The following is a 21,555-nucleotide window of genomic DNA, read 5'->3' as shown; positions in this document are numbered from 1 at the left end:
AAACGGATCAGACCATATCACAGACGTCACTCCACGCAGCCGCCTTGCGCAGCACTGTCAGGAAACGTTCTCCGGCGGCTTCCAACGGCCCCGAATTGTCAATGACAGTTGCGTCCTCGACCTTGAGTTCGCTGTCCGCGCCGCGCGCCAGCCGCGCCAGCACCTCCTCACGCGTCTCCCTCCCGCGCCGCGAAAGCCTATCGGCCAGCACCTCGGGCGGCGCGGTCACGATGACGGGGAGGACATGGGCGTAGCGTTCCTCGAGCGCCGGGATGACGGCGCGCGAGACGTTGGCCACGGCGACGCCGCCGCTGCGCATCGTCCCGTCGATCTCCGCCGGCAGCGCATAGCTCAGGCCGTTGGCCCGCCAGCTCAAGGCGAAGCGCCCCGCCGCTCGTGCCCGCTCGAAGGCGGTCTCGTCCAGCGTGTCGTGATCCTCGCCGCCGGCGTCCATGGGCCGCGTGATGATGCGCCGCGCGAAGACAATCTCGCCGGCAAGCGGCCCAAGCCTTTGTCTGGCGTAGTCCATCACCGAATCCTTGCCGGCGCCGGAGGGGCCGGCCACGGCGACGAACACGCCCTGGCGGACGGGAAAGGGCTCCTGCGCCTGCGCGCGCTCGATGCTCGCCGAAACCATCACGCCACGCGCCGCCCCGCGCGCCATACGGTGCGCACCACGGGAATGCCGCCGTCGAGCCGCACGCGCACGAGGTCCGCCCGCCGGCCCGGCTCGATGACGCCGCGGTCGGTGAGCCCGACGGCCTCGGCCGGGATCTTCGATACCTTGGCGACGGCCTGCGGCAGGCTGATGCCGTCGACCAATTCGCTCAGGGAGAAGGCAGCCTGGATCAGGCTGAAGGGGATATAATCGGAGGACAGAATGTCGAGATCGCCGCCCTCGGCCAATTCCTGCGCCGACACATTGCCGGAATGGGAGCCGCCGCGCACCAGATTGGGCGCGCCCATGAGCACGGCCATCCCCGCCTCCTTGGAGGCCCTTGCCGCCGCCGCCGTGGTCGGAAACTCGGCCACGCGCACGCCGTCCTGTGCTGCCTCGCCGACATGCTCGGGCGTGGCGTCGTCGTGGCTGGCGAGAATGATGCCGCGCTCCTTGCAGGCGGCCGAGATCGCCCGCCGGTTGGGCGCGGCGTTACGGCGCGACTCGTCCGTGCGCTTGTCGCAGAAGCGGCGGAACGCCTCGTCGTCGAGCTTCATCTTCACCTTGTAGTAAGCCGCGTAGGCATCGAGATTGGTGAACTGACGCTGGCCCGGCGAGTGATCCATCAGCGAGGCGAGCTTGACGTGGCGGTCGTCCTTAAAGAGCGAGAAGGCGGAAAGACAGTCGGACGCCGAGACCTCGCAGCGCAGATGCAGGAAATGCTCGGCGCGCAGCCGATCCGCAGCGAGGCTCTCTTCGATGGCATCGGCAAGGCTGCGCATGCCTTCCGCGTCCACGTCGCCTTCCTCATCGAGGCCGATGCGCAGCGCGTCGAACACGGTGGTGATGCCGGAGGAGGCGACCTGTGCGTCATGGGCGAGAACGGCGGCGAGAGGGTTCCACCGCACCTTGGGCCGCGGCGCGTAGTGCCCTTCCAGATGGTCCGTGTGCAGCTCCACGAGGCCTGGGATGAGGAAATCGCCTTCCAGGTCGTCGCCCACCCGCGCCGGGCCGGGCGCGATGTCGGCAATGCGGCCGTCACGGAGCACGACACTGCCCTCGACAACCTCGTCGTCGAGCACGATGCGGGCATTCCTCAGGATCGTTTCATGCGTCATTCAGGCAGATTTCCTCTCCCTCGCGCCGCCGATGGCGTGGAAGGACTTGATGTGGAACGGGGCGCCCACCTCCGGCTCGGCGAAGAGCGCCAGCGACGAAAGCTCCAGCGGCTCCAGAAGCAGCGGGCCGAAGAAGGCGTCGATCGCCCGCTCCATGCGCGCGGCTTCCGCCTCCGGCACCCGTCCCGTCAACGTCATGTGGAAGCGGAACGCATCGAAGACGTAAGGATATCCCCATTTGTGGAGATTTTTTAGCTGCTCGGGAGTCAAATTCTCGGGGTTGCGGCGCTCGATCTCCTCCGGCGACAGCGGAGCGCGGAAAGGCTCGAACGCCTCCACCACCTCGCCCGCCAGCCGGTCGAGTTCGGGCGAGGGCGTTGCCGGCACGACGGCGAAGAAGCCGCCGAGCCGCCGTGCAGCAACGCGCTCTAGGACGACCGGCTCGCGCTCGGCGGCGAACTTTTCGAGGGTGGCGACAAGCTCTCCCTCGCTCTTGCCCTCGGCCAGGCGGAAGGGGGCTTTAAGCGTCGCGTGGAAGCCGTAGCGGCGCGGTGCGGCGGTGTGAAAGGCGATCTCGGCCGCGGAAAAGGTGTCGACGGCCACCGGCGCCGGCACCTGACGGCCAAAGACGCTGCGCCCCAGCCAGCGCTCGGCGACGCGGCCCAGCGGGTCGTCCTTGTCGGGTGTGAAGTAGATTGCGTAGCGCATGGGTATCAATCCTCGCAGATCGCGACGCAATAGGCGATTTGCATGACAGAATAACGAAGCCCCGGCGAAAGGGGGGCGATAGTCGCGCAAACCGGCGGGGCAATCAATGGGGGCTGGCCGCGGATTCGGGTTCATGGTCGTCAACGCTCTCCTTTGCGGATTCGCTCAGTAGGATGGTGACGGCGGGCGCGCGCCATCGTTGCCACGCCCGCTTTCGCGTCTGGCTATTGGGTGGGAAGCGGGGCGCGTCTTCGGCACCGCACAAGGCGCTCGGGAGCGCCTCAAATAAGGCGCGTCCAACGCGCCCCGCCGGCCGCTGTCCCGACGTCGACCGGTCAAGAGGGTTCCTTTCGCCCTTTCGGGTCGGGTTCCGATCCCGAAGGGGGAGGCTGCCGCCGCCCTCCCGAACACCCGGTGCGCATCCGGTTCCCGCGAGAGCGATGGGGAGGATTTTATGGGCAGTAGAGGGAGGGGGGATAAAAAGGGCGAAAAAAGTTTGAGAAATTTTGCGATTGTGAATGGGATCAATGGGTTGGCGGATTCCGGCCGTTGGATTTTATCCCCGTTTGGAAGCGGGTCGGTGAGGGGGTCCGGCGCCGGCATATCCGACGGTCGCGCCCCTTGAAAATCGCAAGGGGATAACGATGCCGCAGCCTTCACCTTTACCGGTTCTTCGCCCACATGAGGCGGTGGCGGAGGGTGCTTGAGATGGTGTCGAAGACGAAGACGACGAGGAGGATCAGGAGCACCATGTAGGCGACGTTCTCCCAGTCTGAGTTGGTGCGCATGGCCTCCCATAGTTTCAGGCCGATGCCGCCGGCGCCGACGGCGCCGATGATGGTGGCCGAGCGCGTGTTCGATTCCCAGAAATAGAGCGACTGGCTGAGGAAGACCGGCAGGACCTGCGGCAGGACGCCGTAGCGCTGCACGGCCGAGGGCGAGGCGCCGACGGAGCGCACGCCCTCGCGCTGCTTGTCGTCGATGTTCTCCAGCGCTTCGGAATAGAGCTTTCCGAAGGTGCCGGTGTCGGTGAAGAAGATTGCCGAGATGCCGGCGAGCGGGCCCGGCCCGAAGGCGCGAGTGAAGAACAGCGCCCAGATAAGCATGTCGACGGAGCGCAGGAAGTCGAAGAAGCGTTTGAAGAGGAAGTTGGCGGCGCGGCTCGGATAGATGTTGCGCGCGGCGGCGAAGGAAAGGGGAAAGGCGATGAGCGTCGCCAGAACCGTACCGGCGAAGGCCATGACGATCGTCTGCAGGAGCTTCAGCCACACGTCGCCGTGCTGCCAGTCGGCATTGTTGAGGAAATTGTCGAAGGCGAGCGCGGCGTTGGACTTTTGCGGGTTGAGCCGCTCGCCGAAGAGGACGATCTTGGCGACCTCGCCGGCCGAAAGGCCCCAGAAGGGCGAGCGCGTGTCGAAGAAAAAGTTCTCCCAGCCGAGGAAGCGACGGCGGATCTTCACCTCGTCGCCCTCGATCTCCGCCCGGCCGGCGAAACCGAAGCGGACAATCACCTTTGCACCCGGCTCGCGCTGGAAGGCCCAGGCCGGCAGGGCGCCTCGCGGCTCGACGCGCTCACCGCCGGCGATGTCGAGCACGAGCGTCTCATCGCCGCGGGTGACGCTCACCAGACCAGGCGCGACGTCGACATGGCTTTGCGGGGAGAAGCGGACGCTGGCTTCCACCACCGCTTCCTCGCGCCGCGTCGTCTGCGGCGCCGGGGCATTCGGGATATCCCCCACGGCTGCAGCGCTTTCGGCCGCGTCGCCGACCGGACCGAGGAAGTTGCCGCTGCCGCCCTTGGCGTTGGCCTCGGGAAGGCTGCCCAGGAACCCGGCACTGGGGGTGGCGCCGGCCTCGGCATTTCCGCTTTCGGCGCGGATTTCGACGGTCTCGCTCCGCCTCGTCAGCCAGTCCGGATCGGGGTTCTCGCCGAGCGGCGAAAAGCGCGGGAAGGAGACCTTCAGATAACCGTCGCGATACTCGATATCGGGACGCACCTCGTAGGAAACCCAATCCGCCAGATAGCCGCCGGCGATATTCCAGTTGGCATTGGTGACGACCTGACCGATGGAGAAGAACGACCAGGCAAAGACGAAGTAGAAGACGATGCCGAGGGCGACGAGCCATCCGGTCACCCGCTTCCTCATGGAGCCGGCGAAGACCTGCGGATGGCGGGCGATCAGCTCCCGGGTTTGTGCGGTGTCGAGATGGGCCATGTCAGCCTCCGCGCCCGAATTCGAAGGCCTGGTCGCCGACGAGGCGCCGCCTGAGCCAGGCAGAGAACTGGTCGACGGCGACGATGGTCGAAAACAGCAGGAGGACGATCGCCAGCGTCTTGGCTTCGTGCGTCTGGCTGATGGAAAGGCGCAGCGTCTCGCCGATGCCGCCGCCGCCAACGGCGCCGATGATGGTCGAGGCGCGCACGTTGATCTCCAGCCGCAAGAGCGCGTAGCTCAGGAAGTTTGGCATCACCTGCGGCACGATGGCGAACCACACGCGCTCGACCCAGTTGGCGCCCGCCGCCCTCAGGCCCTCCTCCGGCCGCATGTCGGCGTTCTCCACCACCTCGAAGAACATCTTGCCGAGCGCGCCGATGGTATGGATCGCCACCGCGATGATGGCCGGCACAGCGCCGATCGACAGGATGGCCAGGAAGAAGCCGGCGATGACGATCTCGGGGAAGGCGCGCAGCACCTCCATGAAGCGGCGCACGAAGAAACGCAGCCAGCGCCGCGTCGTGAGATTGGCGGCGGCGAGGAAACACAGGACGAAACCCAGCCCGAAGCCGACCAGCGTCGCCACCAGGGCGATATTGATCGTCTCCAGCATCTTGTAGAAATATTCCGGCAGGTAGAGGGTTTCGGTGAGGTACACCCGGCCTTCCGGGTAGTTGTATTTCAGGCTGCCGTCGTCATAGGGGGAGGGCAGGTCGAAGAGCGCCCGCCAGACTTCCCAGCCGTCGCGCGGCATGAGCTGGCCGACAAAATCGAAGAAATAGGGCAGCCGGTCGAAGAACTTGCCGGCGTTGGACGCGTTGGCGAACCACAGAGAGCCGCCCATGGCCAGCACCAGGAAGACGATGCCGCCGATGGTGTAGAGCCGGCGCCGCGCCGCCATCTCCTGCCAGTGCCGCTCGATCGACTGGGCCGCCGGCGACAGGGCGGGGCCGTGGGTGGTGGTGCTCATGGGAGGGGACCGGGATGCGGAAAGCGCCGCTCAAGGGGGCGGCGCTTTCCAAAGGCGGGAGCTACGACCCGATCTGCGAACGGCGGGCGTCGATGATGGGCTGGTAGAAGGCCGGCGTCACCTCGGTATAGCCCGTGAAGTCGCCGCCCTGGATGGCGGAGAAGCATTCGGGGTCGCTCTCGGGGAGCTCCATCATGAAGGTCTTGAAGGTTTCCTTCATGTCCTCGTTCATGGAGGTGCGCACGACGATGGGGCCGTTGGGGATGAGCGGCGACTTCCAGATTTCCACCAGGTCGTCCATGTCGAGGATGCCCTTCTCGACCATCTTGTGCAGATTGCCGGAGGTGTAGCCTTCGGAGAAATCGCCGACGCCGGACGCCCAGGTGGTGCCGGCGTCGAAGGTGCCTTTGACCACCTCGAGCACCAGGTTCTCGTGGCCGCCGCCGAAGCCGGTCTCGGAGAAATAGTCGTCGATGGTCGAACCGATCGCCTGCGGCAGCGTCACCGCCGGAACGAGATAGCCGGAGGTGGAGTCGGGATCGGCGAAGCCGAGCTTCTTGCCCTTCAGGTCTTCCAGCGTGCGGATGCCCGAATCTTCGCGCGCCACCATCACCGAATGATAGCCGGTCGAGCCGTCGGTCTGTACGGTGGTCAGGATCGGGTCGACGGCCTCGGGGTCTTCCAGATAGACCTTGGCATAGGCCGAGGCGCCGAGCTCGGCATAGTCCAGCGTGCCGCCGAGGAGGCCCTGGACGACGCCGTCATAGTCGGAAGCCGGGAACAGCGAGACCTTCTCGACGCCCAGAACTTCCGGCAGCTTGTCCACCATGCACTGGAAGTTGCGCATGCGGTCGGCCTCGTTCTCGCCGCCGAGGATGCCGATGCGGAACTCCTTGAGGTCCTCGGCCTGGGCCGCGCCGGCCATAAGTGCCGTAAAGGCGGCGGCGGCCATCAAAGCTTGCTTCAACATGTCCGTCTCTCCTGTTTCGTGCCGGCGCGCCGGCGCTATGGTTTTGTCGTTGCGGCCCGTTACGTGGGTGGGACGCCTCGCGCTAGTCGGCGAGGGCGGGCTCGAGTAAGCGCCCGTGATACGGCTCGGCCGGTGTCTGGATGCTGGTCGAGGTGATGGTTTCGGAAACGGCCTCGCCGCCATCCGCTCCGTAGATCCGCTGCACGGCTTCCGCCGTCAGCGCTTCGGGCGCACCGTCGAAGACGACGGCGCCCCCGGCCATGCCGATGATGCGCGTCGAATAGTGGCGGGCGGTGTCCAGCGTGTGCAGGTTGGTGATGACGGTGATGCCCTCGCGGGCGTTGATATCGGCAAGGGAATCCATCACCACCTTGGCATTGAGCGGGTCGAGGGAGGCGATTGGCTCGTCGGCCAGGATCACTTTCGGCTCCTGCATGAGCGCGCGGGCGATGGCCACCCGCTGCTGCTGGCCGCCGGAAAGCGTGCCGGCCTGCTGCAGGGCCGTGTGGGCGATGTCGAGCCGCTCGAGCGCGGCGATCGCCTGGATGCGCTCCTCGCGCGAATAAAGGTTGAGCAGGTTGAGCGCCGTCGGGCGGTGGTTGAGCCGGCCGAGGAGCACATTGGTCAGAACGTCGAGGCGCGGCACGAGGTTGAACTGCTGGAAGATCATGGCGCAGTCGCGCTGCCAGCGCCTGAGGGCTGTGCCCTTGAGCGCCGAAACCTCGACACCCTGGAAGGCGATCGACCCCTCGCTCGGGTCGATGAGCCGGTTGATCATGCGCAGAAGTGTCGACTTGCCGGCACCGGAGCGGCCGATGACGCCGACCATCTGGCCCTCGCCGATCTCGACATCGATGCCGTCGACGGCAACGGTCTTGCCGAACTGGCGCGTGACGCCGCGAATTTCGAGCATGGCAAATCCCCGTTGGACGTTTTCGTCCTTGTTGGGGAATCGCCTAACGCCCGCGCATGAAGCTGCGATGTCGGCTGTGTGTCGGTTTCGTTACAATCCACCAGGTGGGCCACCAGGCGGACTGGCGCCCGTTCAGTTTCCGAGGATTGCCGGCAGGCGCAGGCCTTTCTCGCGTGCGCAGTCGAGCGCCTCTTCGTAGCCCGCGTCGGCGTGGCGCATAACGCCGGTCGCGGGGTCGTTCCACAAGACGCGTTCGATGCGCTTGGCCGCGGCCTCCGTGCCATCGGCGCAGATCACCATGCCGGCGTGCTGGGAGAAGCCCATGCCGACGCCGCCGCCATGGTGCAGCGACACCCAGGTGGCGCCGGAGGCGCAGTTGAGGAGTGCATTGAGCAGCGGCCAGTCGGAAACGGCGTCGGAACCGTCCTTCATGGCTTCGGTTTCGCGGTTGGGCGAGGCGACGGAACCGGAGTCCAGGTGATCGCGGCCGATGACGACCGGCGCCTTCAATTCGCCGCTGGCCACCATCTCGTTGAAGGCGAGGCCGAGGCGGTGGCGGTCGCCGAGACCCACCCAGCAGATGCGGGCCGGAAGACCCTGGAAGGCGATGTGGTCGCGCGCCATGTCGAGCCAGCGGTGAAGGTGGTCGTTATCCGGCAAAAGTTCCTTCACTTTCTCGTCGGTGCGGTAGATGTCCTCGGGGTCGCCGGAAAGGGCGGCCCACCGGAAAGGGCCGACGCCACGGCAGAAGAGCGGCCGGATATAGGCCGGCACGAAGCCGGGGAAGGCGAAGGCGTTCTCGAAGCCCTCGTCCTGCGCTACCTGGCGGATGTTGTTGCCGTAGTCGACGGTGGGGACGCCCTGGTTCCAGAAGGCGACCATAGCCTCGACGTGCTCGCGCATCGAGGCGCGGGCGGCTTTCTCGACGGCCTTGGGATCGCTCTCGCGCTTCTGGCGCCATTCGGCCAGCGACCAGCCCTTCGGCAGGTAGCCGTTGAGGGGATCGTGCGCCGATGTCTGGTCGGTGACGATGTCGGGCCTCACCCCGCGGCGCACGAGTTCGGGCACGATCTCGGCCGCGTTGCCGAGGAGGCCCACCGACTTCGCCTCGCCGGCGCTCGTCCAGCGCTCGATGATGGCGAGCGCTTCGTCGAGGCTGGTCGCCTTCTCGTCGAGGTAGCGGGTGCGCAGGCGGAAATCGATGCGGCTCTCCTCGCACTCGACGGCGAGGCAACAGGCGCCGGCCATGACGGCGGCGAGCGGCTGCGCGCCGCCCATGCCGCCGAGCCCGGCGGTGAGGATCCATTTGCCCTTGAGGTCGCCGCCATAGTGCTGGCGCCCGGCCTCGGCAAAGGTCTCGTAGGTGCCCTGCACGATTCCTTGGGTGCCGATATAGATCCACGAGCCGGCGGTCATCTGGCCGTACATCATCAGGCCGGCGCGGTCGAGCTTGTTGAAATGGTCCCAGTTGGCCCAGTGCGGCACGAGGTTGGAATTGGCGATCAGCACGCGCGGGGCGTCTATATGGGTGCGGAAGACGCCGACCGGCTTGCCGGACTGGACAAGCAGGGTCTCGTCCTCCTCGAGGGTTTTAAGCGTGGAAACGATGCGGTCGAAATCGTCCCATGTGCGGGCGGCGCGGCCGATGCCGCCGTACACGACAAGCTCGTTCGGGTTTTCCGCCACCTCGGCGTCGAGATTGTTCATCAGCATGCGCAGCGGCGCTTCCGTGAGCCAGCTTTTGGCGTTTAGTTCCAGGCCGCGCGGCGCTTTCACCTGGCGGATGTTGTGGCGCGGGTCGGTCATCGCTCGGTGTCCTCCTTCAGGGAATGCGCAATCGCCTCGAGCCGCTCCAGAATGGCGCGCAGATGCGGGCGCAGGCGGCGGGCTTTCGTCTCGTCATAGGCGAAGGGCTCGCTCTCGCTTGCGAGGTAGGCCGACTGGGCAAGCTCCATCTGGATGGCGTGGACGCCTTCGTGCGGCTGTCCGTAGTGCCGCGTCGTCCAGCCGCCGCGGAAGCGGCCGTTGAGGACGCTGGAATAAGCCTCCGCGCCGATGCAGACTTCTGCCACCTCCGCTTCGACCTCCAGCGCACAGGTCGCGCCGTTGTCGGTGCCGATGTTGAAGTCCGGCAGCGTGCCGTCGAAGAGGAACGGGCAGTGGGAGCGGATCGAGTGGCAGTCGTAGAGGATGGCGACGCCATGGAGCGCCTTGACGCGGGCGATCTCGGCTTCGAGCGCCGCGTGGTAGGGGCGGTGAAAGGCGGTGAGCCGCGCCTGGATCTCGGCGTCATCGGGCTCCGCGCCTTCCCTCCAGAGGGGCTGGTTGTCGAAATCGGTGAGCGGCACGAGGCCGGTGGTGTTCTGCCCCGGATAGAGGCTCGCGCCGGAAGGGTCGCGGTTGGCGTCTATGACGTAGCGATGGAAGGTGGCGCGTACGGTGGTCACGTTCGGGAGGAGGTCCCGATAGAGATCGTGGACGTGCCAGTCGGTGTCGCGCAGTTTTTGCCCTTCCTCGTTCAGCAGTGCTTGGATTTCCTCCGGCACGCTGGTGCCCGTGTGGGGCAGACCGAGGATGATGGGCGATGTTCCCTGCACGACTTCGACGGGTTTCACGGCTCGCTCCTCAACTCCGGCAATATGCCCGGCGCAACACTGGCATTGAGCCCCCCTGAGCGCACCAGCGCGATGGCCGCTTCGAGGTCGGGCGCCATGAAGCGGTCTGCTTCGAGGCCCGGCACGGCGGCGCGGATGGCGGCGTGGGCTTTCTGAAGCTCCGCGCTGGTCTTCAACGGGGCGCGCAGGTCGATGCCCTGCGCCGCCGTCACCGCCTCGATGCCGACGATGCCGAAGAGGTTTTCCGTCATCGTCAGAAGCCGCCTCGCGCCGTGGCAGGCCATGGAGACGTGGTCCTCCTGATTGGCCGAGGTGGGGGTGGAATCGACCGAGGCCGGATGCGCCATCTGCTTGTTTTCCGACATCAGGGCGGCCGAGGTGACCTCGGCGATCATCAGGCCGGAGTTGAGCCCGGGCTGCCTGGCGAGGAAGGCCGGCAGGCCGAAGGAAAGCGCGGGATCGACCAGAAGAGCGATGCGGCGCTGGGCGATGGCGCCGATCTCGCAAATGGCGAGCGCGATCTGATCGGCCGCGAGCGCCACCGGCTCGGCGTGGAAGTTGCCGCCCGAGACCACCTGGCCGTCCGACAGCACGAGCGGATTGTCCGTCACCGCATTGGCCTCAACGGTCAGCGTGCGCGCGGCCTGGCGCAGGATGTCGAGGCAGGCGCCGTCGACCTGGGGTTGGCAGCGGATGCAGTAAGGGTCCTGCACGCGCTCGTCGCCCTCGCGGTGGCTCTCGCGGATTTCCGAACCGTCGAGCAATTTCCAAAGGGCGGCCGCCGTGTCGATCTGGCCACCGTGCCCGCGCAGGGCGTGGATCTCCGGATGGAAGGGGGCGGAGGAGCCCATGGCCGCGTCGGTCGACAGCGCGCCGGTGATCAGCGCCGAGCGGGCGGCGCGATGGGCGCGGAAGAGGCCTGCAAGCGCCAGCGCGGTGGAGACCTGCGTGCCGTTGATGAGCGCCAGCCCCTCCTTGGCGGCAAGCACGACCGGGGAAAGCCCGGCCTTTTCCAGCGCCTTATTAGCCGGCAATCTTTCACCGTCATACCAGGCTTCGCCCTCGCCGATCATCGCTGCCGCCAGGTGGGCGAGCGGGGCGAGATCGCCGGAGGCGCCGACAGAGCCTTTTTCGGGGATGACGGGGATGACGCCGCGCGCCGGCATCTCCTCCAGGAGCCGGACGATCTCCATGCGCACGCCCGAGGCGCCGCGGCCAAGCGACATCAATTTCAGCGCCATGACGAGGCGCACGACATCCTCGCCCAAAGGAGCGCCGACGCCGCAGCAGTGGGAGAGGATGAGGTTGCGCTGGAGCCTCGCCACGTCTTCGGTCGGGATGCGCACGCTGGCGAGCTTGCCGAAGCCGGTGTTGACGCCGTAGACGGCGGCCTTACCGCCGGCGATCTCGGCGATGCGCCTTGCCGAAGCCTCGATGGCCGGATGGCAGGAGGGGGCGAGGCGCAGCGGCAGCTTTTCCCGCCAGATACGCTCCAGCGCGTGGATCGAGACGGCGCCCGGGGTGAGGGTGAGCGTCATTGCGATGCCGCTCCGTTGGCTGTGGTTGGCGCTGAAGACCCCCTCACCGACCCGGCTTCCACCTTCGCCCTTCGGGCTTCGGTGGACGGAGACGTGGGGCCAACCCTTCCTGTCCGGAGCGAGGTTATCGCGTACAAGTTATTTTTGCCGGCTTCTCCGGAACCCCCACCCCTTACCCCTCCCCACAAGGGGGAGGGGGATTCTGAGGCGTCGACGCTCCTCTCCCCCTTGTGGGGAGGGGTGAGATGTGGGGGGCCGAATAAGGACTCGGAGGTCATGCACCATCTCCACGAATGAGCCGATGCAGCGGGTTGAAGCCGATGCGATAGGAAAGTTCGGCCGGGTGCTCGACGTCCCAAACGGCGATCTCGGCGCGTTTTCCCGGTTCGATGGTGCCGATCTCCTGCCCGAGGCCGAGCGCGTGGGCGGCTTCGCGGGTGGTGCCGGCCAATGCCTCCTCCGGGGTGAGGCGGAAAAGGGTGGAGGCCATGTTCATTGCCAGAAGCAGCGAGGAGAGCGGCGAGGAGCCGGGGTTGCAGTCGGTGGCGACCGCTATTCGTACGCCGGCCGCGCGCAGGCCGGCGACGGGGGGCGCCTGCTTTTCGCGCAGGGTGTAGAAGGCGCCGGGGAGGAGCACGGCGACGGTGCCGCTCCGTGCCATGGCGGCGATACCCTCTTCGTCCAGATATTCCAGATGGTCGGCCGAAAGCGCATGGTAGCGGGTGGCGAGCCTGGCACCGCCGAGATTGGAGAGCTGCTCGGCGTGGAGCTTCACCGGCAGGCCGAGTGCTTGTGCCTTGTCGAAGACGCCGGCGATCTCTTCGGGCGAGAAGGCGATGCCTTCGCAAAAGCCGTCGACGGCGTCCGCCAGCCCTTCGGCGTGCGCGGCCTCCATGCCGGGCAGCACGACCTCTTCGATATAGGCGCTGGCGCGGCCCCGATATTCCGGCGGTACGGCGTGGGCGGCGAGATAGCTGGTCTTCACTCGTACCCGGCGCATCGCGGCCAGCCGGCGCGCGGCGCGCAGCATCTTCAATTCGTCCTCGATGGACAGGCCGTAGCCGGACTTCACCTCCACCGTCGCGACCCCTTCCGCCATCAACGCGTCGAGCCGCGGCAGGGCGGAGGCTGCGAGCGCCTCCTCGTCCATGTGCCGCGTGGCGGCGACCGTGGAGACGATGCCGCCGCCGGCGCGGGCGATCTCCTCGTAGGTCGCGCCCTGAAGGCGCATCTCGAACTCACGGGCGCGGTCGCCGCCGTGAATGAGGTGGGTGTGGCAATCGATGAGGGCGGGGGTCGTCAGGCGCCCGCCGAGCTTCGTCCGCTCTGCGCCCGCCCAGTCGCCGGGCAGCGCCGCGCGCGGCCCGGCCCAGACGATGCGGCCATCCTCGACGGCGATTGCCGCATCCTCCACGAGCCCGTAGGGTGCGCCGCCGGGCACCATGCAGGCGAGCCTTGTTTCGGTGAAAACCGTGCGCTTCATCGTTGAGGAGACCTGCCGCTTTGTCTAGACTTGATATGGTTATGTCTATACAAATTGATTTCTAGCTCCGGACCGCCGCCGCATGCAAGAGATTTTCGCCCGAACCGCGCTGACGCCCCAAGGCTGGCGGGACGATGTGCGCGTGACGATCGGCGGCGACGGCCGCATCGTCTCGGTCGTGCCGGGCACCGAGCCGGCCGCGGCCGACGTCGTGCCGGTGCTCCTGCCGGCGCTTTCCAACCTGCACAGCCACACCTTCCAACGCGCCATGGCGGGGCTTGCCGAGCGCCGCGGCCAGGAGGGCCGCGACAGCTTCTGGACGTGGCGCAAGGTCATGTACCGCTTCCTAGACCGGCTTTCGCCCGACGATGTGGAGGCTATCGCCGCCTTCGCTTTCATGGAAATGCTCGAAGCGGGCTTTTGTGCCGTCGCCGAGTTTCATTATGTGCACCACCGGGCGGGCGGGGCGCCGTATGCCGATATCGCCGAGCTTTCCGGCCGCATTGCCGCTGCGGCGGGGCAAACGGGCATCGGGCTGACGCTTCTGCCCGTGCTCTACCGCCATGGCGGGGCGGACCGCCGTCCGCTCGCCGGTGGGCAACTGCGCTTTGGCAACGATCCGGCGGCCTTTGAGAGCCTCATGGCGCGGGCGGGGGAGCATATGGCGAGGCTTCCCGGCGATCAGGTGCTCGGCGCGGCCGCCCACTCCTTGCGCGGCGCCGGCATTGCGGACATACGCGCGGCCATGGCCCTGCGGCCGGATACGCCCTTCCACATGCACATTGCCGAGCAGGAGCCGGAAATCGAGGAGATCCTGGCCGCGCATGGCGCCCGGCCGGTCGAGTATCTGCTCGGTGAGGTGACGGTGGACAAGCGCTGGTGCCTTATCCATGCCACGCACATGAACGCGGTGGAGACGGAGCGCCTTGCGCGCTCCGGCGCGGTTGCCGGGCTGTGCCCCATTACCGAGGCCAATCTGGGCGATGGCATCTTCAACGCTCCCGCCTTCCGGCAGGCCGGCGGGCGGCTCGGTATCGGCAGCGATTCCAACGTCCGCATCTCGGTGGCGGAGGAACTGCGCCAGTTCGAATATTCGCAGCGGCTGAAGCACCGGGCGCGCGCCGTGCTGGCGGAGGCGGGCGGCTCCTGCGGGCGAGCGCTCCATGATGCCGCGCTTGCCGGCGGCGCACAGGCGCTCGGCCGGGATACGGGCGCTTTGGAAGCCGGCAAATGGGCGGATCTGGTGGCGCTCGATCCCGCCGCGTTCGCGGGCGTGGGGCATGGCGATGCCGTCCTCGACGGCTGGGTCTTCGCCGGCGGCAACGACGCGGTGACGGACCTCTGGTCGGCGGGGCGCCATGTGGTGCGCGCCGGCCGCCATGTCGCCCGCGAGGCGATCGCGGGGCGCTATGCCGCCACGCTCGAGACGCTGGTGGCGGACCTTTGACCGGGGCGCGCTCGTCCTTCCGCGCCATCCGAGACGAGATGGCCCGGCGCATCGCCGAAAGGCTGTGGCTGCCGGGCGCCCTCATCCCCGGCGAGGAGGTGCTGGCGCGCGAGTTCGGCGCCGCGCGCGCCACCGTCAACCGCGCCTTGCAGGAGCTTGCCCGTGCCGGGCTGGTGGAACGCCGCCGCCGCGCCGGCACGCGCGTGGCGCTGCATCCCGTGCGCGAGGCGCGCTTCGTCATCCCCCTGGTGCGCCAGGAGATCGAGGCGCGGGGGGCGGAGTATCAGTACCGCCTCCTGAGCCGCGGGGAGGCGGCCCCGCCGGAGATCGTGCGGGCGCGGCTCGGCCTCGAGGCGACGGCATCGCTGGTCCATGTCCGCTGCCTGCATCTGGCAGACCGCGTGCCCTACCAGTTCGAGGATCGCTGGATCAATCCCGATGTCGTTGCGGCGGCGCGCGAGGCCGACTTCGCGGGCGTCAGCCCCAATGAATGGCTGGTGGAGCACGCTCCCTTCACCGATGCCGAGTTCACCTTCCGCGCCGCAGCCGCGAGCGCGGAGGAGGCGGCGGTGATGCAGCTGCGCGAGGGAGAGCCGGTCTTCGTGGGTGAGCGCATCACCTGGCTGGGCGAGCGCCCCATCACGCTGGTGCGCATGGTGCACCCCTCCTCGCATCGCATGGTCACACGACTATGAGACGGGTCGACAAGGCTGGGCCCAGAAGTTAGAGCGGTGTTGTGCCTTACATCGGTAACGCGCCTTCCCGCCGACCAGAGGAACGCCCATGCCCGCCAGACGGCCACTCACCATCGCCCCTTCGATCCTCTCTTCCGACTTCTCGCGCCTTGGCGAGGAGGTGGAGGCGGTGGCCACTGCCGGGGCGGACTGGATCCATCTCGACGTCATGGACGGCCACTTCGTGCCCAACATCACCTTCGGCCCGCCGGTGGTCAAGGCGATCCGGGACCGCACGAAAAAGGTGTTCGACTGCCATCTGATGATCGCCCCGGCCGATCCCTATCTCGCCGCCTTCGCCGAGGCGGGCTGCGACGTCATCACCGTGCATGCCGAGGCCGGCCCGCATCTCCACCGCTCGCTGCAGACCATCCGCGGGCTCGGCAGGAAGGCCGGCGTGTCGCTCAACCCGTCGACGCCGGAAAGTGTGATCGAATATGTGCTGGACGAGGTTGATCTCGTCCTTCTGATGACGGTTAATCCGGGTTTCGGCGGCCAGGCCTTCATCCCGTCCGTGGTTGAAAAGGTCCGCCGCGTCCGCGCCATGGCCGGCGACAGGCCGATCGACATCGAGGTGGACGGCGGCATTTCCGCGGAGACGGCGGGCGCGGTGGTCGAGGCCGGCGCCAACGTGCTGGTGGCCGGCTCCGCCGTCTTCAAGGGCGGGGAGGCCGCCTACGCGCAAAACATCGCCGCCATCAGGAAGGCGGCAGGCGGCTGACGACCGGCCCTTGCCCGCCGTGGCGGCAGACAGACAGACGGAGGAAAAGACAATGGCAGCTGTTCCACCTGTTTGCGATTTCGGCTGGTCGGCGGTCGACGCCACGTTGCCGGGGACCGATGGTCAAACCCACCGCATCTTCGATGAGGCCGGCCCGAACGGATTGGTGGTCGTCTTTATCTGCAACCACTGCCCCTATGTGAAAGCAGCGATTCCCCGCGTCGTGCGCGATGCCAAGGACCTTAAGGCGCAGGGCATCGGCTTCGTCGCCATCAGCGCGAACGACGCCGCGACATATCCCGAGGATTCCTTCGACAAGATGGCGGTGTTCGCGCGCGAGCACGGCTTTCCCTTCCCCTATCTTTATGATGAGGATCAGAGCGTGGCGCGCGCCTATGACGCGGTCTGCACGCCGGATTTCTTCGGCTTCAACAAGGACTTGAAGCTGCAGTACCGCGGCCGGCTCGACGCCGCACGCACCGGGCCGGCAGCGCCAGACCTGAGGCGCGATCTCTACGAGGCGATGGTCCAGGTGGCCGAGACGGGGAAGGGGCCGAAAGAGCAGATCCCGTCGATGGGCTGCTCGATCAAGTGGAAGGACGCGGCCTGAGGCTTGAGCCTGCGCCGCGCGGTGAGGCGGCACATCTCAATGCGCCTCTTCCCAGTTGTCCGCCGCCCGCGCGTCCACCTTCAGCGGCACGGAAAGTGCGCGGGCGGGCCAAGCGGCGCCTTCCATCACCGTGCGGATGACGGGGATGGCGCGCTCCACGGCCTCCTCCGGCGCTTCGAAGATCAGCTCGTCGTGCACCTGCAGGAGCATCTGGACGTCGCCCAGCCCGTTATCGGCGAGGGCGGCATCCATGCGCATCATGGCGCGGCGGATGATGTCGGCGGCCGAGCCCTGGATGGGGGCGTTGATGGCCGCGCGCTCGTTGAAGGCGCGGACGGAGGGGTTTGAGGAGCGGATTTCGGGATAGTGGGCGCGGCGGCCGAAGACGGTCTCCACATAGCCCTTGTCGCGGCAGAAGGCCTTCGTGCGCTCCATATAGTCCTTGATGCCGGGAAAGCGCTCGAAATAGCGCTTGATATAGGCGCCTGCCTCCTCACGCGGGATGGCGAGCTGGTTGGCAAGCCCGAAGGCCGAGATGCCGTAGATGATGCCGAAATTGATGGCCTTGGCGCGCCGGCGCACCTCGCCGGGCATCCCCTCCACAGGCACCCCGAACATCTCCGAGGCCGTCATGGCATGGATGTCCAGCCCGTCGGCGAAGGCCTGTTTCAGCTGCGGGATATCGGCCACGTGGGCGAGCACCCTGAGCTCGATCTGGCTGTAATCGGCCGAGATCAGCTTGCGGCCTTCCGGTGCCACGAAGGCGGTGCGGATCTTGCGGCCCTCGGCCGTGCGCACCGGAATGTTCTGCAGGTTGGGCTCGGAGGAGGAAAGCCGCCCCGTGCTGGTGGAGGCAAGCGAATAGGAGGTGTGCACGCGGCCGGTCTCGGGGTGGATGTAGCCCGGCAGCGCGTCCGTATAGGTGGATTTCAGCTTGGTGACCTGGCGCCAGTCGACGATCTTGCGCGGCAATTCGTGGCCGGCCGTGGCGAGCTCCTCCAATACCTGGGCGGAGGTCGACCATTGGCCGGACTTGGTCTTCCCGCCGCCCGGCAGGCCCATTCTCCCGAACAGGATCTCGCCGAGCTGCTTTGGCGAGCCGATGGTGAAGCGGCCGCCTGCGAGCGCGTAGATCTCCTCCTCCATCGCCGCCGTCGTCTGCGCGAAATCGCCGGACATGCGCGACAGGATCTGCCGATCGACGGTGATGCCGCGATGCTCCATGCGCCCGACGACCGAGATCATCGGCCGCTCCAGCCGCTCGTAGACCGAGACCAGGCCCTTGGCCGCAAGCTGGGGCTTCAGCACCTTCCACAACCTGAGCGTCACGTCGGCGTCCTCGGCGGCGTAGATGGTGGCGCGCTCGACATCCACCATATCGAAGGTCACGCGCGCCCGGCCGGAACCCGTCAACTCCTTGTAGGAAAGCGGCGTGTGGCCGAGCCAGCGCTCCGACAGCGCGTCCATGCCGTGCGCCTGGGTGCCCGCCTCGAGCACGTAGGAGATGAGCATCGTATCGTCGTAGGGGACGATCTCGATGCCGAGCCGGAAGAGGAGGAGCCAGTCGTATTTGAGGTTCTGGCCGATCTTTATGACCGAGGGGTCCTGCAAGAGCGGCCGGATGACGGCAAGCGCCGCTTCCTCCTCGATCTGCCCGTCGATGAGCCCGCCGCCCAGAAGGTCGTCGGCGCCGTTTCTGTGCGACAGCGGCACGTAGGCCGCGCGGCCGGGCGCGGTGGCGAGCGAAAACCCGCACAGCACCGCCTGCATTGGGTCGAGCGAGGTGGTCTCCGTGTCGAAGGCGACAAGCCCCGCCTCGCGCGCTTCCTCCACCCAATGATTGAGCGTTTCCAGGTCGCGGATACAGACATAGCCGGAGTGGTCGATGGGTTCGGCCGCCGCCGCTTCCGCCAGTTTCTTCGCCAGCTTCTCGGGCGTATCGGCCCCGTCCGTCCGGTCGGGCGCCACCTCGCCCTCCGCGTCGGGCTCTTCGGTGCCGGAGGCGGGTACCGTCAGATCCGGCCCGTGGGTCGCCACCGCTTCCACTTCCAGGGCGGCGGGCTCGATCTCGGCGGCGTCCGCCCCGGTGGCCTCCGCCACCCGCCGTGTCAGCGAGGAGAACTCCATCGCCTTCAAAAAGGCAATCAGCTTCGGCCCGTCCGGCGGATTGAGCATCAGCCTATCGACGCCGTCCTCGACGGGCACATCGTTCCTGAGGCGCACCAATTCGCGTGAAATCCGCGCTTTCTCGGCGAATTCGATGAGGTTTTCGCGGCGCTTGTTCTGCTTGATCTCGCCGGCGCGGGAAAGCAGCGTGTCGAGGTCGCCATATTCTTCCAGAAGCTGGGCGGCCGTCTTCGCCCCGATGCCGGGAACGCCGGGCACGTTGTCGATCGAATCACCGGCCAACGCCTGCAGATCGATCATCTTTTCCGGCGGCACGCCCCACTTCTCGATCACTTCCGGAACGCGGATCTCGCGGTCCTTCATGGGGTCGTACATGGAAACGCACGGCCCCACGAGTTGCATCAGGTCCTTGTCCGAGGAGACGATGGTGGCATCGCCGCCGGCTTCCACGGCGAGCCGCGCATAGGTGGCGATGAGATCGTCCGCCTCAAAACCCTCCATCTCGATGCAGGGCAGGTCGAAGGCGCGGGTGGCCTCGCGGATGAGGCCGAATTGCGGAATGAGATCTTCCGGCGGCTCGGAGCGGTTGGCCTTGTATTCGGGATAGATTTCGTTGCGGAAGGTTTTGGAGGAATAATCGAAAATGACGGCGAAATGGGTCGGCGTGACCCCAACATCCGTGTTGCGGGCATCGCGCAACAGCTTCCACAGCATGTTGCAGAAGCCCGAGACGGCGCCGACCGGCAGCCCGTCGGACTTGCGCGTCAGCGGCGGAAGAGCGTGATAGGCCCGGAAAATATAGCCCGAACCGTCGACCAGGAAGAGATGATCGCCTTTTTTCATGGGTGAACGGGTAGCGCGGCGTGTTTCTTCTGTCCATGGCAAAGGCACGCGGGGAACACTCCCTGCCGCCAAATGGTGACGCCAAGCCTCATGAGGTAACGGAAATATTACGAATGTGTAACCTTATCGCCCTTGAATAGCCATTTTGGCGCACAACATATTCCTGTATCGGCAATATTCCGCCGAAAAAAGTCCGGGAAAGGCCCGTCCCCCGCCTGAACCGGACATAAAAAGCGGCAGCCTAACCCCCCTCTCCGGGCTGCCGCCCAATACTGAAAAGGCCGCCGTGGCTTCCCCTCCGCCACGGCGGCACTTTTGTCTCTAGACCAGTTCATCGTTTCACAGAATCGATGACCTGGCCTAACTCTTTGCCTTACCGCAATTCCGGACGGAAAACCGGTTTCCACTTTTCCTGGAATTGCTCTACGGCTACATTCCGTGCCAATTTCCGTGGTGGCTGCCTTCGCTGTCCACCCGCTCGAAGCCATGGGCGCCGAAGAAGTCGCGCTGGGCCTGGATGAGGTTTGCCGTGCCGCGGGCGCGGCGGAACGTGTCGAAATGGGCAAGCGCCGCCGACAGCGCGGGCACGGGAAGCCCGGCCTCTGCGCTTCGCGCGACAACGCGTCGCAGATGGGGGTGCGCGGCCTCGATCAGCGGCGCGAAGGCAGGCGTCACCAGAAGGTTCTCGATCTCCCGCGCCTCGTCGAAGGCGGCCGCCATCTCGCCTAGGAACTGCGAGCGGATGATGCAGCCGGCGCGCCAGATGCGCGCCACCGTGCCGAGCGGCAGGTTCCAGCCAAACTCGCGCGAGGCTGCGGCCATGACGGAAAACCCTTGCGCATAGGCGACGATCTTGCCGGCGAAAAGCGCTTGCTCGAGGATGGCCAGCGCCTCCTCGCTCGCCGGCCCGGCGGCGGGAGCGGGCGTGCCGAAGCGCTTTTCCGCCGCCTCGCGCTCCTCTTTCAAGGCCGAAAGGCTGCGCGCGGCGACCGCCGCCTCGATGGCCGTTGCCGGAATCCCCAGCGTCTGCGCCTCGATGGCCGACCAGCGCCCCGTGCCCTTCTGGCCGGCGCGGTCGAGGATCATGTCCACCATCGGCTGGCCGGTCGCCGGATCGTCCGCCGCAAGCACCGCCGCCGTGATCTCGATGAGATAGGAGTTGAGGCGGCCCTCGTTCCATTTGGCGAAGATCGGCGCGATCTCGCCCGCCGACAGACCGTGCCCGTCGCGCAGGATGCCGTAAATCTCGGCGATCATCTGCATATCGGCATATTCGATGCCGTTGTGGATGGTCTTGACGAAATGTCCCGCTCCATCCGTGCCGAGCCAGGCTTGGCAAGCCTCGTCCTCGTAGCGGGCGGCAATGGCCTGAAGGATGGGCTCGATGCGCCGGTAGGACTGCTCCTCGCCGCCCACCATGATCGACGGCCCGTGGCGCGCGCCCTCCTCGCCGCCGGAGACACCCATGCCGACGAATTGCGGCCCGCCCTCCGCCAACGCCGCCATGCGCCGCCGCGTGTCGCGGAAATTGGCATTGCCGGCATCGATGATGATGTCGTTACGGGCAAGCAGGGGCTTCAGCGCGTCGATCTGCTGGTCCACGGCCTCGCCCGCCTGAACCATGAGGATGATCGGCCGCGGCAGGGCGATTGCGTCGGCCAGCGCTTCGAGCGTCTCGCAGGGGACGATATTTTCCGCCAGCGGCCCAGCCTCCTCGACGAAGGCGTGGGTACGCGATGTCGTGCGATTGAAGACGGCGACCTTGAAGCCCTTCTCCGCGATGTTGAGCGCCAGATTCGCGCCCATCACTCCAAGGCCGATCAGGCCGATATCTGCTTTACTCATTGACTATGTCCGTCCCTAGCGCCAGACGGGCGCTTTTCC

The 21,555-nt window shown here is 66.8% G+C and carries 17 protein-coding genes; 4 read left to right on the top strand and 13 right to left on the bottom strand.

Features of this window, described 5'->3' with window-relative positions; genetic code table 11:
• Positions 1 to 7 precede the first annotated feature (7 nt).
• From phnN to hutI, 11 genes are all read right to left on the bottom strand, one after another.
• Entirely contained in the window at positions 8 to 637 is a 630-nt protein-coding gene (gene phnN / locus GPJ75_RS24545) for a phosphonate metabolism protein/1,5-bisphosphokinase (PRPP-forming) PhnN (RefSeq protein ID WP_163272479.1), read from the bottom strand.
• On the bottom strand, positions 637 to 1,776 hold the full coding sequence (locus tag GPJ75_RS24540; RefSeq protein ID WP_163272342.1) for an alpha-D-ribose 1-methylphosphonate 5-triphosphate diphosphatase: 1,140 nt from the start codon (positions 1,774 to 1,776) through the stop codon (positions 637 to 639). Before GPJ75_RS24540 ends, phnN begins: the two co-directional genes overlap by 1 nt.
• A complete protein-coding gene (locus GPJ75_RS24535) occupies positions 1,777 to 2,484 on the bottom strand; it encodes a DUF1045 domain-containing protein (protein WP_163272340.1) in 708 nt (235 codons plus the stop codon).
• A 662-nt stretch (positions 2,485 to 3,146) separates the two neighbouring features.
• Positions 3,147 to 4,700, bottom strand: coding sequence for a phosphonate ABC transporter, permease protein PhnE (phnE, locus tag GPJ75_RS24530; protein ID WP_163272338.1), 1,554 nt, complete (start codon positions 4,698 to 4,700; stop codon positions 3,147 to 3,149).
• A 1-nt stretch (position 4,701) separates the two neighbouring features.
• Positions 4,702 to 5,670, bottom strand: coding sequence for a phosphonate ABC transporter, permease protein PhnE (phnE, locus tag GPJ75_RS24525; RefSeq protein ID WP_163272336.1), 969 nt, complete (start codon positions 5,668 to 5,670; stop codon positions 4,702 to 4,704).
• 61 nt (positions 5,671 to 5,731) lie between these two features.
• On the bottom strand, positions 5,732 to 6,640 hold the full coding sequence (gene phnD, locus GPJ75_RS24520; RefSeq protein WP_163272334.1) for a phosphonate ABC transporter substrate-binding protein: 909 nt from the start codon (positions 6,638 to 6,640) through the stop codon (positions 5,732 to 5,734).
• 82 nt (positions 6,641 to 6,722) lie between these two features.
• A complete protein-coding gene (gene phnC, locus GPJ75_RS24515; RefSeq protein WP_163272332.1) occupies positions 6,723 to 7,553 on the bottom strand; it encodes a phosphonate ABC transporter ATP-binding protein in 831 nt (276 codons plus the stop codon).
• 132 nt (positions 7,554 to 7,685) lie between these two features.
• The gene (gene hutU / locus GPJ75_RS24510; protein ID WP_163272330.1) at positions 7,686 to 9,359 is read right to left on the bottom strand and encodes a urocanate hydratase; all 1,674 of its coding nucleotides are present in this window, start codon (positions 9,357 to 9,359) and stop codon (positions 7,686 to 7,688) included.
• Positions 9,356 to 10,168: an N-formylglutamate deformylase gene (gene hutG / locus GPJ75_RS24505; RefSeq protein WP_163272328.1), complete on the bottom strand. Its 813-nt coding sequence runs from the start codon at positions 10,166 to 10,168 to the stop codon at positions 9,356 to 9,358. The genes hutU and hutG overlap by 4 nt, the downstream gene beginning before the upstream one ends.
• On the bottom strand, positions 10,165 to 11,706 hold the full coding sequence (gene hutH / locus GPJ75_RS24500; RefSeq protein WP_163272326.1) for a histidine ammonia-lyase: 1,542 nt from the start codon (positions 11,704 to 11,706) through the stop codon (positions 10,165 to 10,167). Before hutH ends, hutG begins: the two co-directional genes overlap by 4 nt.
• 274 nt (positions 11,707 to 11,980) lie before the next feature.
• Positions 11,981 to 13,189 carry an imidazolonepropionase gene (hutI, locus tag GPJ75_RS24495; protein WP_163272324.1) on the bottom strand — a complete coding sequence of 403 codons (1,209 nt, stop codon included), beginning with the start codon at positions 13,187 to 13,189 and terminating at the stop codon, positions 11,981 to 11,983.
• A gap of 82 nt (positions 13,190 to 13,271) precedes the next feature.
• On the opposite strand from hutI, the gene GPJ75_RS24490 reads away from it, so the two are divergent.
• The 4 genes from GPJ75_RS24490 to GPJ75_RS24475 all read left to right on the top strand — a co-directional run bounded on the left by GPJ75_RS24490 (position 13,272) and on the right by GPJ75_RS24475 (position 16,701).
• On the top strand, positions 13,272 to 14,636 hold the full coding sequence (locus tag GPJ75_RS24490; RefSeq protein WP_163272322.1) for a formimidoylglutamate deiminase: 1,365 nt from the start codon (positions 13,272 to 13,274) through the stop codon (positions 14,634 to 14,636).
• Positions 14,633 to 15,331, top strand: coding sequence for a histidine utilization transcriptional repressor HutC (locus GPJ75_RS24485; RefSeq protein WP_163272320.1), 699 nt, complete (start codon positions 14,633 to 14,635; stop codon positions 15,329 to 15,331). Before GPJ75_RS24490 ends, GPJ75_RS24485 begins: the two co-directional genes overlap by 4 nt.
• Positions 15,332 to 15,419: 88 nt before the next feature.
• Positions 15,420 to 16,091, top strand: a complete 672-nt coding sequence (rpe, locus tag GPJ75_RS24480; protein ID WP_159592647.1) for a ribulose-phosphate 3-epimerase — start codon at positions 15,420 to 15,422, stop codon at positions 16,089 to 16,091.
• Between the two features lie 52 nt (positions 16,092 to 16,143).
• Positions 16,144 to 16,701 (top strand): thioredoxin family protein, encoded by a 558-nt coding sequence (locus GPJ75_RS24475; protein WP_163272318.1) that lies wholly within the window; start codon positions 16,144 to 16,146, stop codon positions 16,699 to 16,701.
• A 36-nt stretch (positions 16,702 to 16,737) separates the two neighbouring features.
• Here the strand turns inward: GPJ75_RS24475 and polA are convergent, their stop codons facing one another.
• Both polA and gndA read right to left on the bottom strand, forming a co-directional pair.
• Entirely contained in the window at positions 16,738 to 19,671 is a 2,934-nt protein-coding gene (gene polA, locus GPJ75_RS24470; RefSeq protein WP_163272316.1) for a DNA polymerase I, read from the bottom strand.
• A 429-nt stretch (positions 19,672 to 20,100) separates the two neighbouring features.
• Entirely contained in the window at positions 20,101 to 21,516 is a 1,416-nt protein-coding gene (gndA, locus tag GPJ75_RS24465) for an NADP-dependent phosphogluconate dehydrogenase (protein ID WP_163272314.1), read from the bottom strand.
• Between the last annotated feature and the right edge of the window lie 39 nt (positions 21,517 to 21,555).

It is taken from the genome of Chelativorans alearensis, from assembly GCF_010993735.1.
Taxonomy (GTDB): domain Bacteria; phylum Pseudomonadota; class Alphaproteobacteria; order Rhizobiales; family Rhizobiaceae; genus Chelativorans; species Chelativorans alearense.
This window is presented reverse-complemented; position numbering and strand designations above follow the sequence as displayed.